This window comes from Mesorhizobium sp. YM1C-6-2, assembly GCF_003666685.1.
In the GTDB taxonomy this organism is placed as follows: Bacteria; Pseudomonadota; Alphaproteobacteria; order Rhizobiales; family Rhizobiaceae; genus Mesorhizobium_K.
In genome coordinates, this window is sequence record NZ_RCIZ01000004.1 from 325,664 (window position 1) to 338,866 (window position 13,203).

A 13,203-nucleotide genomic window follows, 5' to 3' on the forward strand; every position below is an offset into this window, starting at 1 on the left:
TGAATCAGTTCGGGAACAGGAGGCTGCCATGAGCCTCGACAACAGGCCGCAATATTCGGGCGGATGCCAGTGCGGCGCGGTGCGCTTCCGCGTCGAGGGCGCGCTCGGCGACGCCTCGGTGTGCCACTGCCGCATGTGCCAGAAGGCATCGGGCAATTTCTACCTGCCGCTGGTCTCTGTGCGCGAGGCGAAGCTGACCTGGACGCGCGGCGAGCCGAAACGGTTCCGCTCGTCCAGCCACGCCCATCGCGGCTTCTGCGCCGAATGCGGCACGCCGCTGACCTACGAGGCGCCAGACGGCGTGGCGCTGGCGATCGGCGCTTTCGACGATCCCTCCGGCATCGCGCCTGTCATCCAGTGGGGCACCGAGGCGAAGCTGCCCTATGTCGACGCGATCCCCGGCCTGCCCGGCGAGGACACCATGGCCGACATCGACGATGCGCCGTTCCTGGCCGATCTCGTCTCCTATCAGCATCCCGACCACGACACAGAGGAATGGCCGCCTGCCGCGCGGCCCGAAGGAAAGCCATGACCGAACTGAGAAGCCTCTATCCCGAGATCGAGCCGTTCGAGACCGGCATGCTCGAGGTCGGCGACGGCCATACGATCTATTGGGAGCGCGTCGGCACGAAAGGGGCCAAGCCGGCGGTGTTCCTGCATGGCGGGCCGGGCGGCGGCATTTCGCCGAAGCAGCGCCGCCAGTTCGATCCTGATCTTTACGACGTCATCCTGTTCGACCAGCGCGGCTGCGGAAAGTCGACGCCCAACGCCAGCCTTGAGGCGAACACCACCTGGCATCTGGTCGCCGACATCGAGCGTCTCAGGGAGATGGCCGGCTTCGACAAATGGCTGGTCTTCGGCGGCTCCTGGGGTTCGACGCTGGCGCTGGCCTATGCCGAGACCCATCCGCAGCGCGTCAGCGAACTCGTCGTGCGCGGCATCTACACGCTGACCAGGGCCGAACTCGAATGGTACTATCAGTTCGGCGTGTCCGAGATGTTCCCGGATAAGTGGGAGCGCTTCACGGCGCCCATCCCCGAAGCCGAGCGCGGCGACATGATGGCCGCCTATCGCAAGCGGCTGACCGGCGACGACCGCAAGGCGCAGGTCGAAGCGGCGCGCGCCTGGAGCCTGTGGGAAGGCGAGACGATCACGCTGCTGCCCGACCCCGAGACTTCCGGCAAGTTCGGCGAGGACGACTATGCGCTCGCCTTCGCGCGCATCGAGAACCACTTCTTCGTCAATGCCGGCTGGCTGGAGGAGGGGCAGTTGATCCGCGATGCCCACAAGCTGAAAGGCATTCCCGGCGTCATCGTTCACGGCCGCTACGACATGCCGTGCCCGGCCAAATATGCATGGGCGCTGCACAAGGCCTGGCCGGACGCCGAGTTCCATCTCATCGAGGGCGCCGGGCACGCCTTCACCGAGCCCGGCATCCTCGACCAGTTGATCCGGGCAACCGACCGGTTTGCGGGGAAACGATGAAACGCGAGCGCCTCTACCTCTTCGACACCACCCTGCGCGACGGCCAGCAGACGCCGGGCATCGACTTTTCGGTCGAGGACAAGATCGCCATCGCCGGGATGCTGGACGAGTTCGGGCTCGACTATGTCGAGGGCGGCTATCCGGGCGCCAACCCGACCGACACCGCCTTTTTTGCGCAGAAGCGCACCTTGGCCGCGAAATTCGTCGCCTTCGGCATGACCAAGCGGGCCGGCGTCTCGGCTTCCAACGATCCCGGCGTCGCGTCGTTGCTGCAGGCGAAGTCGGACGCCGTGTGTTTCGTGGCGAAGAGCTGGGACTATCACGTGCGCGTGGCGCTCGGCTGCACCAATGAAGAGAACCTCGAGTCGATCCGCGCCTCGGTCGAGGCGGCGCGCGCCGCCGGCAAGGAGGCGATGGTCGATTGCGAGCATTTCTTCGACGGCTACAAGGCCAACCCGGACTATGCGATGGCCTGCGCGAAAACGGCATACGAGGCCGGCGCGCGCTGGGTGGTGCTCTGCGACACCAATGGCGGCACGCAGCCGTCGGAAGTGCGCGCGATCGTGGAGAAGGCGATCGCCTCCGGCATTCCCGGCGAAAACCTTGGCATCCACGCGCATGACGACACGGGGCAGGCGGTCGCCAATTCGCTGGCCGCGGTAGAGGCCGGCGTGCGGCAGATCCAGGGCACGCTGAACGGCATCGGCGAGCGCTGCGGCAACGCCAACCTCGTCACGATCATCCCGACGCTGGTGCTGAAGCCCGCCTTCGCGGACAAGTTCGAGACCGGCATCACACCGGAGGCGCTGACCGGCATATCCCGGCTGTCGCGCAATTTCGACGAGCTTCTGAACCGCGCGCCGGAAGTGCAGGCGCCCTATGTCGGCCAGTCGGCCTTCGCCACCAAGGCCGGCATCCACGCCTCGGCGCTCGCCAAGGAGCCGCAGACCTACGAGCACGTGCCGCCGGATACGGTCGGCAACCGCCGTCGCGTGATGGTGTCGGACCAGGGCGGCAAGGCGAATTTCGTCACCGAGCTGAAGCGGCGCGGCATCGACGTGCCGGCTGACGGCAGCAGGCTCGACACGCTGATCTCGATCGTCAAGGACCGCGAGGCTCAGGGCTATGCCTATGAGGGCGCCGATGCGAGCTTCGAGCTGCTGGCGCGCCGCACCCTGCACACGGTGCCGGACTTCTTCAGCGTCACCTCCTTCCGCTGCATGGTCGAGCGCCGCTTCGACGCGATCGGCAATCTGAGGACGGTGTCCGAGGCGATCGTGAAGGTCGAGATAGACGGCGAGGAAAAGATGTCGGTCGCCGAGGGTCACGGCCCGGTCAATGCGCTCGACATCGCGCTGCGCAAGGATCTCGGCAAGTTCCAGCGCGAGATCGAGGATCTCGAACTGGCCGACTTCAAGGTGCGCATCCTGAACGGCGGCACCGAGGCGATCACCCGCGTTCTGATCGAGTCGCGCGACGGCTCGGGAACCCGCTGGTGGACGGTCGGCGTGTCGGACAACATCATCGACGCCTCGTTCCAGGCGCTGATGGATTCCATCATCTACAAGCTGATGAAAAACCGCGAGATGGCGGGGCTGGTGGCGGCGGAATAAGGCGGCGAGCCGGTTGATCCATCAGCCGGAACTGCTTGATCCATCAGAAGTTTGAAATGGTCTTCTGGCGGCGGGCGCATCATATCGGCGCGATGAGCGCCGAGTCAGCCGCCTCCGCAGCGACAAAGCCGGAGACACCCGACAACTCCGCCTCGCGCGGTCTCCTGTTTGCCCTGTCGGCTTACGGGCTGTGGGGCGTGATGCCGCTTTTCCTGAAACTGGTCGACCATATTCCGGCGGTCGAAGTGGTCGCGCACCGCATCATCTGGTCGGTGCCGATCGCGGGCGCGGTGCTGCTGGCGCTCGGACGCACGTCGGACATAAAGGCGGCGTTGCGCTCGCCGCGCACGCTGGCGCTGGCTGCGCTGACAGCCTCGCTGATCACGGTCAACTGGGGCATCTATGTCTGGGCGATCGCCGTGGACCGCACGGTCGAGGCCGCGCTCGGCTATTACATCAACCCGCTGATGTCGATCGCAATGGGTGCGGCGCTTCTTGGCGAGAAGCTCTCGCCCGTCCAGGTTGCTGCAGTGGGTCTCGCCATCGTCGCCGTCGGTGTGCTGACCGTCGAGGCCGGCGGCTTGCCATGGGTTTCGCTGGCTCTGGCGAGCACGTTTGCGGTTTACGGCTTTCTGCGCAAGACGCTGCCGATCGGCCCGAGCCAGGGTTTTTTCCTCGAGGTGCTGCTTCTGACCGTTCCCTCGCTCGCCTATCTCGTCTGGCTTTCTGTGGGAGGCGAGGGGCATTTCGTGCCGTCGCAGCCCGAAAACATGGTGCTTCTCGTGCTCTGCGGGCCTGCGACCGCCGTACCGCTGATACTCTTCGGCTTCGGCGCCAAGCTGCTGCGCTACTCCACGATCGGTATCATGCAGTACATCTCGCCGACCATCGTGTTCCTGATCGCGGTCTTTGTTTTCCGCGAGCCGCTGGGTGCTTCGAGGATGATCGCCTTTGCCCTGATCTGGGCAGCGCTCGCCCTCTATTCATGGTCGATGTTCTCCCGCCGCGCGCAAAGCAGGCCGCCGCCGATCAACTGATGTCGGGGCCGGGCGCTCGGCGAACCGGCAAGCAGCGGCAATCGACAGTTACCCGTGAGTTGCATTCACGGCCGCAGGCGGCACGTGGATGAAATCGTCATGCCGGTACGTTAACCTCAGGATGGGCTCTCCAGGAGGTCAAGCCATGCAGACCCGTATCATGAAACTGGCAGCTTCAGCATTTCTCGTCATGCCGCTGCTTGCAGCACCGGCCTTTACCGCAGGCGGTGGAGGCGGAGACGGTGGGGGAACCGGCGGCGGTGGAGGCGGCGGCGGTGGCGGCCAGAACCAATGCATGAAAGGCAAGGTCTGGAACAAGAAGACCAAGAAATGCGTCAACGCGCAGCGTGGCGCCGTCGATGACGACAGCCTCTATGCAGCCGGCCGCTACCTTGCCGAGCAGGGCCGCTATGGCGAGGCGATCACCATCCTCAGCCTTGCCGCCGACAAGACCGACCCGCGCATCCTGAACTATCTCGGCTATTCGCATCGCAAGGCTGGCCGCGTCACGGTCGGCCTCGGCTACTACCAGGAGGCGCTGCGGCAGAATCCCGACTACACGCTGGTGCGCGAATATATGGGCGAGGCCTATCTGCAGCAGGGCAATGTCGACGCGGCGCGCGAGCAGTTGACCGAGATCGAGAAACGGTGCGGCAAGGGTTGCGAGGAATACGCGCTGCTGGCGAAGCAGATAGACGACTATCTCAAGAGCTGAGCTGGGCTCTCGATGACGGATGAAGCGGGGCTGCCTGGCAGCCCCGCTTCGTTACTTACCAGCCCTGCCGGCCGTACCAGTCGTCGATGTCGCGGCGGACGCGGTCCTTCTCGATACCGTAGCGCTCCTGGATCTTGCCTTCGAGCTGATCGCGCTTGCCGGCGATCTGGTCGAGATCGTCGTCCGTGAGCTTGCCCCACTGCTCCTTGACCTTGCCCTTGAGCTGCTTCCAGTTCCCTTCGACGCGGTTCCAATCCATTGTTGTTTCTCCTTGTCTTCGAAATGAAAGCCCGCCGCTTGGGCGGCGGGCTTCATGCGGGCGGGAGCCCGGCATCACCTGAGCGGTGACTGGAGAGGAAATGTCGGTCCGCCTGAAAGGTTCCGCCCTGGGAGCGGCGGAGCGGCGGTCGAAAGTCAGTCGGCGCGGCTCAGCCGGATAATCTGTCCGTCGCGCTCGTCGGTAAGCAGCCAGATCGACCCGTCCGGCGCCACGTTGATGTCGCGGATGCGGCCGAAACCGCCCTCGAACATCCGCTCCTCGCCGAGGATCTTGCCGCTCCCGTCCCGGTCGAGCCGCGAGACGAGGGCGAATTTCAGCGAGCCGACAATGAGGTCGTCCTTCCATTCCGGGAACATCTCGCCCTGGTAGACGGCTAGGCCCGACGGTGCGATCGACGGGTCCCAGTAGAAGAGCGGCTGCTCGTATCCCGGCGCCTCGGTGCCCACTCCGATCTTCTTGCCGCCATAGGTGACGCCATAGCTGATGACGGGCCAGCCGTAGTTCCTGCCGGCTTCGGGATGATTGATCTCGTCGCCGCCGGCGTCTCCGTGCTCGGCGGTGAGGAGTCCGCCGAGCACGGAGTCCCAGGCCACGCCCTGTGCGTTGCGATGGCCTTTGGACCAGATTTCCGGCAGCTGCCTGGCGCCGTCGGGGGAGGGATTGTCGGCCGGGATCGACCCGTCCGTGTTGATGCGGATGATGGCGCCGGCATGGTCCTGCATGTCCTGTGCGCGGTCCCGCTCGCCGCGGTCGCCGGTGGTCACGAACAGCGTGCCGTCAGGCGCGAAGACCAGCCGCGAGCCGAAATGGCGGGTGACATTGGTTTTCTTCGCCATCGAGAAGATGACCTCGACGTCCTCCAGTTGTGCGGCCCCGGACTCACCGCCGTCGCGCACGAGCCTTGCGCGCGCGACGGCGGTGCCCGCACCGCCCCGTCCGGGTTCGGAGAAACTGAAGAAGATGAGGTTCGAGGTCTCGAAGTCCGGCGCCGCGACGACGTCGAGCAGCCCGCCCTGGCCGCGCGCCGCGACCTCCGGCACACCCTCGATCGGATCGGAGGGACCGTCGGCCGACAGGATGCGCATCCTGCCGGGGCGCTCGGTGACGATCGCTTCGCCGTTCGGCAGGAAATCGAGCCCCCAGGGGTTTCTCAGCCCTTCGGCGATGATTTCGGCCTCTATCGGCACCTCGTCGGTCCGGAACAGCTCCGCATGCGCCGTTGTGAACAAAAAGCCGCCCGCCAACGACAGCGAAGCGGAGAATGCGATGATTCTGTTCATGAATCTGACCTAAGGCGTGGAGCGTGGAGGGCAACCTTTCCACGCGGCGAATGCGGTCAATTGCTTTCACGATCGGTTGACTGAGGCCTTTCGGCGCATCCGATCGCGGAAAATGCACGGATTCTGCGCAAAACCGTCGCGGCCGGCGTCCGGCTTCGCTTTTTTAAGTGAAAAGCCGTGTAATATGACTATAGTCTAAGCGTTTGAGTGAAGTGGTTCCGTTAGCCGATGCTGCCGGGCCGCTTTTATTTTTATGCCCCGCTTGCCCAAACAGGTGAACCGCAAGCGGCAGAAAGGTCGGATTGAGATGAACAAGGTCCCGATGACCGCCGCAGGCTTCGACACGCTCAAGGAAGAGCTGCGCTGGCGCCAGCAGGAGGAGCGGCCGCGCATCATCGAGGCGATCTCGGAGGCGCGCTCGCATGGCGACCTGTCGGAGAACGCCGAATATCACTCGGCCAAGGAAGCGCAGAGCCTCAACGAGGGCCGCATCAACGAGCTCGAGGATCTCGTCGCGCGCGCCGAGGTGATCGACGTCTCGAAGCTGTCGGGCGACAAGGTCAAGTTCGGCGCGACCGTCGTTCTCATCGACGAGGACACCGAGGAGAAGAAGACCTATCAGATCGTCGGCGACCAGGAGGCCGACGTGAAATCCGGCCGCATCTCGATCTCCTCACCGATCGCGCGGGCGCTGATCGGCAAGGAAGTCGGCGACGCCATCGAGGTCAACGCGCCCGGCGGCGCGCGCGGCTACGAGGTTCTCAAGGTTCAGTACATCTAGACCGGCCAGAGTCGGCCGGGGAGCGGGCTGTTGGCTTCAATGTCGGGTGGTTCTGACCGGAAAGCGTCGCGTGCCGGCGCGCCGGCCATGTCCGCAATCGAGGTCGTCGCGCCCAACCTGAAGTTCAGGCTTTCGGGCGTGACGAGCACGATCATCCAGCTCGTGCCGGTGCAGGCGCGCACCATCGGCATAGCGACGCTCGGACCGGGCCTGCCCGACAGCCTTCCGAGGATGCGGTGGTGGCAGCTTCCGAGCCTGCTGCGCCGCCCAAAGTCCGGGCGCAAGCGCATCTGGCACGCGCGGCGCAACACCGAGATGGTGGCCGGGCTCCTGCTGAAAAGGGTCTTTCGCGCGCCTCTCCACCTGCTCTTCACCTCGGCCGCCCAGCGCAACCACCGGCCCTTCACCAAATGGCTGATCGGCAGGATGGAGGCGGTGATCGCCACCAGCGCGCGTTCGGGCTCCTTCCTTGAAGTCCCGCACGAGGTGGTGATGCATGGCGTCGACCTCGACCTTTTCCATCCGCCGACCGCGCCCGATGACGACTTCGCCGCCGCGGGGCTGGCCGGCCGCTTCGCCGTCGGCTGCTTCGGGCGCATCCGCGAGCAGAAGGGGACGGACCTTTTCGTCGACGCCATGATCGAGTTGCTGCCGCGGTTTCCGGACTGGACGGCGGTGATCACCGGACGCGTGACGCCGGAGAACCGCGCCTTTGCTCAAGCGCTCGAGGAGCGCGTGCGGGCGGCGGGCCTGGCCGATCGCATCGTCTTCCTCGGCGAGGTCGATGACGTGAAGGTCTGGTTCCGCCGCATGGCGCTCTACGTGGCACCGTCGCGCAACGAGGGGTTCGGGCTGACGCCGCTGGAAGCCATGGCCTCGTGCACGGCTGTCGTGGCGAGCGATGCCGGCGCCTATGCCGAAATGGTGGTGCCCGGCGAGACGGGCGCGGTCGTTCCGGCCGGCGACGGCGCTGCGCTGACGGCGGCGATCGAGGCCTACCTTGTCGATCCCTCGCTGGCCGAGACCCATGGCCGGCAAGCGCTGGCGCATGTGCGGCGGCGCTTTCCGCTCGCCCGCGAAGCCGAAGGCATTGCCAGGGTCTACGACAGGCTGTGGTCGGGCCGATGACGGTGCGATAGCCGGTGCCCTCGACGGTCCCGTCACTTGCGATATAAGTATCCTGGGGTGGCAGGTCGTCCTGGGGTAGTCGTCGGAGCCGTTGCTTGTGAAGCCGGCGGGCCGCCAAGGCGGTTGTTCTTCTGGCAGGGTTTTCGGAATGAGGCGAATCCATACCGGACGCGATCATTAGGGCGGGGAATGGCGGCCGAGGGCGAGAAATCCATATCCGGCACCCGGCTTAACCGGCCCGCGGGCCGCTATCTCGTGCGGCTCTACTGCCTGCTGCGCTACGGGCGGGCCAAAAGCCATGCGGAAGAATGGCAGCCGGGCCTTGCCCTGACATTGCCGTCGGCGAGCGGCGACGGCGCGATCCATTTCCGAGGCAGGTTCGTCGCCCCGCTGCTGCCGCATCCTGTCTCGGCGGACGGCGGCGACGAGATCGTCATCGTCGGATCGGGGCCGTCGCTGGCGACGCAGGTCAGGGAGCGTATTCCGATCGGATCCGCCCTCCTGCTCAACGGCGCGATCCACCTTGCCAGCCCGCGGGGACCGAGGCCGCTCGGCGTGGTCATCGAGGATGAGCGCTTCGTGTGGCGGCATTGGCGCACCGTCGTTGCAAGGGTGGCCGCGGGGACGCACTGCTATTTCTCGACGAGCGTGATCCGGGTGATGTGCGAGACGGCGCCGGAGTGGCTGGCGTCGCAAAGCGTCCACCATCTCGATTTCCTGCACAGGCCCTATGGCAGGAGGAGGCCCGACAGTGCCGGCTTGAAGAGCCTGTCTTTCCTGCGCTGGTCCGACGATGGGAACACCGCGATATCGCTCTCCCCGGAATCGGGCCTGGCGCCGGCCGGTTCGGTGGCCGGCACCGCCGCCCAACTCGCGCTCGCGCTCACGCCCTCGCGGATCGGCCTTGCCGGCATCGATCTGGCCAATACGGCCGATCCCCGCTTCTACGAGACCGACGGCGACAAGGCGATGTCGCGGATTGACGTGGCCAGCGAAAGAATACTTGCCGCTTTCGGCATGATCAGGGATGAGTGCGGCCGGCGCGGCATCGTGCTTGAAAACTATTCACCGGTCTCGCGGCTTGCCGAACTCGGCATCGCCTATGTGCCGAGACTGGAAAAAGACGGCGATCGGACCCCATGAGACTATTCAACAGGAAGGCTCCCTTCACCAAACGCTTGGAGATCGAAGCGCCCCCGGCCGCGGCGGATCGGCATGGCGTGGCGATCGCCACGGTCCTGCGCGACGAGGAACACTACATCGCCGAGTGGGTTTCCTTCCACAGGGCGGTGGGTGTGCGTCATTTCTTCGTCTACGACGACGGATCGACCGACCGCACACTGCAGGTGTTGCGCGACCTGTTGCCCCAAACGGAACTGACCACTCTGCCCTGGCGGTTCGCGATGCGCGACGTCAGTGTGGGGCTGCCGCTCAACCGCCAGACGCTCGCATTCGCCCATGCGATCCTTAATTTCGGCGGCGACTTCCGCTGGATGGCTTTCATAGACGCAGATGAATTCATCCTGCCGAAATCGGGGCGCACCATCGAAGAAGCGCTGTCCGGAGCCAAGGGCTTTCCGAACATTTCGCTGCCGTGGCACATGTTCGGAACGAACGGGCACAAGACGCGCCCCGCCGGACCCGTCACGCGCAACTACACGCTGCGGGCGAGGGACCCGATGAGCCGCATGAAGAACGTGATGAACTTCAAATGCATCGTCGATCCGTGTGCGGTGTCGGAGGTCAGCGTCCACCATTTCAGTACGAAGGAGTTCGGCGACAAGACGGCCAACGACGACGGGAAAGTGGTTCCGCTCGACAAGCGCAAGTCGCCCGACTTCTATTCGTCGCGCCATCTTCAGCTCAATCACTACTACACGCGATCCGAAGAGGAATTCCGGAGGAAGATCGAGCGGGGCGGGGTTTCTCCGACAGTTTGGGAGAAGCGCAAGACGAGACTTACGATCGCGCTCGAGAATATCGAGAAGGATCAGTTCGAGGATCGCGCGATGATGAATTTTCTGGATGAGAACAAGATCAGCTTCTAAGCGAAGCGCCATCCCATTCGAGAAGAAAAACGCAGGGCGTAGCGTGGACGTCAACCTCGGAATATTTGCTATCAATCTCGACCGGTCGCCGGACCGCTGGGAGCGCGTCGTCTCGCAATTCTCCGAGCAGCCCTGGCCGCTTCATCGCGTTGCCGCGATCGATGGACGCGACCGCGACGCTACTTTGGCGTACCGGGGTTTGACCGCCGCGCATCCGGACGGTGCTGGATGGTCGATAACACGTCTGCGGCTGGTGTCTTTTGCCGAGGAGGCGTGTTTTTGCAGCCACCTGAAGGCGCTGAGAGAGTTTCTTGCTTCCGACCATAGCCATGCGATGATCCTCGAAGACGATGCCCGGATCATCGGCGATCTGCCGCCTGTCGTTTCTGTGGTCGGGGATGTCTGCCAGGGAGAAACGATCCTGAAGGTTTCGGGCACGTCTCGTTCCGGATCCCGGCTTGCGCTCTTCGTGAAGCAGGCAGGTGCTTTTCGCATTGTCCGTTCCTTCGAGCCGGCATCGAACGCAACTGCCTATATTGTCTCGAAGGATGCGGCACGGGCGCTACTGGACAGGGCGGGGCGCATCCTGGCTCCCTATGACGACTATCTTTCGGCGCCCGGTCTGCATGGCTGCAGCGTGCTTCACGTTTCGCCTTGGGCAATTACCAACAAGTGGCCGAAGAAGGACGTTCCCAGCACTCTCGAGGAGGGGCGGTCGCAGATGGTCCGGAAACGGGACCCTGTCAGCTGGGTCAGGCAGCGATTCCTGCGTGTACGGCTTCGGCTCTCTCTCTGGAGCAGCGCGCTCCGGTCAAAGGGGCGGCCGATCCGGGCCCCGTGGTCAGCATAGTCGGTTCTTTTCGCTTTCCGGCTGAGCAATTCCTGTGCATTGCACTCGGCAATGAACAGCCGCAGTGAAAGGTGTCAGGCGAGGGCAGGTGTCCGGCGAGGGCAGGTGTCCGGTGCGGAAGTTGATGGGATGGCCGGGAGGCGATAGGCTGGATCGGCGCGAGCTTCTGCCACAGGTTGGCAGCGGGCCAAGGTTTTCGCAGGCGTGAAAACATGTCATTCAGCGGCCGATGCCGAGGCCCTGTGCACGGCTGAAAGAGGCTATCATCCAGTAGGAAATTCTGCCAATCACTGCCTGCCATAAACGGCTGGATGTGGACTGGCGCTGGCAGGAGTGCAGTTTTGGGGAGTTTGAGAGGTTATTTTTCGAACTGGGTCGGGCAGCGTCGGTCGCCCGACATCAAGATATTCTTCATCGGATTCAATCGATGCGGGACGAATTCCTTCCATCAGCTGATGAAGGGATCGGGCATCCGGTCTGTTCACTGGCTGAGCCCCAGGAAAGAAAACATCACCGACGGTATTGAAGCGCGCCTTGCGGATCGTCAGGCATTGCGCGAGTACCTGTCTCCCTGGACTGCGTTCAGCGATCTGGTTTCCGCATCGGAAACCCGTTTCGTAGAGGGCAACGGCTTCTTCCCCGCTTTCCATGACGCGTTTCCGCAGTCCTATTTCGTCTTGAACGATCGCGACGTGGAGGCTTGGCTGCGGTCGCGGGTGCAGCATTCCAACGGCACCTTTCTTCAACGGGCGATGGCATATCACGGAGCCGACAAAGAGCAGGTTCTCGACATCTGGCGTCGTCAGCATGCCGAGCATACCGCCAAGGCTCTCGATCATTTCGCCGGCAACCCTCGTTTCATCCATTTCCGTATCGACCGGGACCCCATCGAACGGATGGTGAGTTTCCTGGCGCCTGACTTCACGATCTCCCCGTCGGATTGGATGGTTCACAAAAAGTCCAAGGCCAGTGCCTGATTGCGATGCTTTTTCGCGGAATCCCAGGTGTTTCCCCTGGGACCTCCGCCATTGCCTCCATGCCGCCGCCGCACCAAGAACTAAATTTCATTGTCGATATTGACCGGGAACGGCGCGATGGGAGAAAGATCGTCAAAACCTGACGAACTGGCAGCCGTGCCGGGCCGATGGGATCGAGGATTCCAGAAATGAAAATCGACGTGTGCATGGTCGCGGGCCGGCGGCCCGACCTGATCCAGACGACGCTGGATAGCTTCAACGCGAACCTTTTCCGGAACTTTACGGTAGATCGCTTCATCGTAAACATCGACCCGGTCTTCGGTTCCGACGACGACCAGGCCCGGTGCCGCGAGATCATCCGCTCGTTCTTCCCGACAGCTCAGATAAGCGAGCCGGCGGAACCCGGTTTCTGTGCCGCGGTCAAGCGCAATTGGGCCGCATCCGAAGCCGAGGTAATCTTCCATATGGAAGACGACTGGCTTTTGCGTCGACCGATCACACCGGCCGATATCGCCGGGTTTCAGGACGATCCCCGTATTACCCAGATTTGCTTCAACCATGCCAACAAGCGGTGGCCTGTCAGCGAACAGGGGCCGTTCGTATCCGGGCGCAAGCGCAAGAAGTTCCTGGGGCTTCCGACACCGTTCAGGACCAAGGCGCCGCAGTTCACGACATCGCCGAGTTTTCTTCGCGGGTCATTCGCAAGGGCATGTGCATCCCTGATGGACCAGAATTTCGATCCCGAGAAACAGTTCTTCAAAGGGGTCAACAAGCCGCTGGAAGAGTACGTATCCCCATATCTCAACATGGTGTTGGGGGAGGGACCGGACTATATGATCCTCGATATCGGCCGTGAGTGGCGCACCAGCCGGGGGATCAAGAAGAGCCTAGTCAACAAACAATCTGTCTGGGTGACGACCCCTACCTAGGCGCGACTGCGATCATTCCCTGTTTCCGTGGCGGGGCAGCATGCCAGACGCCCGGTGGCGTCGGTTGGGTGACGTCGATA

The 13,203-nt window shown here is 63.8% G+C and carries 14 protein-coding genes; 12 read left to right on the forward strand and 2 right to left on the reverse strand.

Going from position 1 to position 13,203, the window contains the following annotated elements; translation table 11 throughout:
* Positions 1-28 precede the first annotated feature (28 nt).
* The 5 genes from D8676_RS13370 (at position 29) to D8676_RS13390 (ending at position 4,850) form a co-directional block, all read left to right on the forward strand.
* Positions 29-532: a GFA family protein gene (locus D8676_RS13370; RefSeq protein ID WP_121581381.1), complete on the forward strand. Its 504-nt coding sequence runs from the start codon at positions 29-31 to the stop codon at positions 530-532.
* Positions 529-1,485, forward strand: a complete 957-nt coding sequence (pip, locus tag D8676_RS13375) for a prolyl aminopeptidase (RefSeq protein ID WP_121581382.1) — start codon at positions 529-531, stop codon at positions 1,483-1,485. Before D8676_RS13370 ends, pip begins: the two co-directional genes overlap by 4 nt.
* The gene (gene cimA / locus D8676_RS13380) at positions 1,482-3,098 is read left to right on the forward strand and encodes a citramalate synthase (protein ID WP_121581383.1); all 1,617 of its coding nucleotides are present in this window, start codon (positions 1,482-1,484) and stop codon (positions 3,096-3,098) included. Before pip ends, cimA begins: the two co-directional genes overlap by 4 nt.
* A gap of 92 nt (positions 3,099-3,190) precedes the next feature.
* On the forward strand, positions 3,191-4,135 hold the full coding sequence (rarD, locus tag D8676_RS13385; protein ID WP_245426809.1) for an EamA family transporter RarD: 945 nt from the start codon (positions 3,191-3,193) through the stop codon (positions 4,133-4,135).
* 145 nt (positions 4,136-4,280) lie between these two features.
* Positions 4,281-4,850, forward strand: coding sequence for a tetratricopeptide repeat protein (locus D8676_RS13390; RefSeq protein ID WP_121581385.1), 570 nt, complete (start codon positions 4,281-4,283; stop codon positions 4,848-4,850).
* 55 nt (positions 4,851-4,905) lie between these two features.
* Here the strand turns inward: D8676_RS13390 and D8676_RS13395 are convergent, their stop codons facing one another.
* Positions 4,906-5,109, reverse strand: coding sequence for a CsbD family protein (locus D8676_RS13395; RefSeq protein WP_121581386.1), 204 nt, complete (start codon positions 5,107-5,109; stop codon positions 4,906-4,908).
* 155 nt (positions 5,110-5,264) lie between these two features.
* Positions 5,265-6,410, reverse strand: a complete 1,146-nt coding sequence (locus tag D8676_RS13400; protein ID WP_121581387.1) for a PQQ-dependent sugar dehydrogenase — start codon at positions 6,408-6,410, stop codon at positions 5,265-5,267.
* A gap of 307 nt (positions 6,411-6,717) precedes the next feature.
* Here D8676_RS13400 and greA point away from each other — a divergent pair, with 307 nt between their 5' ends.
* The 7 genes from greA to D8676_RS13435 all read left to right on the forward strand — a co-directional run bounded on the left by greA (position 6,718) and on the right by D8676_RS13435 (position 13,123).
* Positions 6,718-7,191, forward strand: coding sequence for a transcription elongation factor GreA (gene greA, locus D8676_RS13405; RefSeq protein ID WP_121581388.1), 474 nt, complete (start codon positions 6,718-6,720; stop codon positions 7,189-7,191).
* Between the two features lie 87 nt (positions 7,192-7,278).
* The gene (locus D8676_RS13410; RefSeq protein ID WP_121581389.1) at positions 7,279-8,319 is read left to right on the forward strand and encodes a glycosyltransferase family 4 protein; all 1,041 of its coding nucleotides are present in this window, start codon (positions 7,279-7,281) and stop codon (positions 8,317-8,319) included.
* 189 nt (positions 8,320-8,508) lie between these two features.
* Positions 8,509-9,462, forward strand: a complete 954-nt coding sequence (locus D8676_RS13415) for a glycosyl transferase (protein ID WP_121581390.1) — start codon at positions 8,509-8,511, stop codon at positions 9,460-9,462.
* The gene (locus D8676_RS13420; protein WP_121581391.1) at positions 9,459-10,367 is read left to right on the forward strand and encodes a glycosyltransferase family 92 protein; all 909 of its coding nucleotides are present in this window, start codon (positions 9,459-9,461) and stop codon (positions 10,365-10,367) included. The genes D8676_RS13415 and D8676_RS13420 overlap by 4 nt, the downstream gene beginning before the upstream one ends.
* Before the next feature lie 43 nt (positions 10,368-10,410).
* A complete protein-coding gene (locus D8676_RS13425) occupies positions 10,411-11,217 on the forward strand; it encodes a glycosyltransferase family 25 protein (protein ID WP_183097089.1) in 807 nt (268 codons plus the stop codon).
* Positions 11,218-11,558: 341 nt separating this feature from the next.
* Entirely contained in the window at positions 11,559-12,194 is a 636-nt protein-coding gene (locus D8676_RS13430) for a sulfotransferase (RefSeq protein ID WP_147448193.1), read from the forward strand.
* 188 nt (positions 12,195-12,382) lie between these two features.
* Complete coding sequence (locus D8676_RS13435; RefSeq protein ID WP_121581394.1) at positions 12,383-13,123, forward strand: hypothetical protein; 741 nt, start codon at positions 12,383-12,385, stop codon at positions 13,121-13,123.
* The last annotated feature ends 80 nt before the right edge of the window (positions 13,124-13,203 follow it).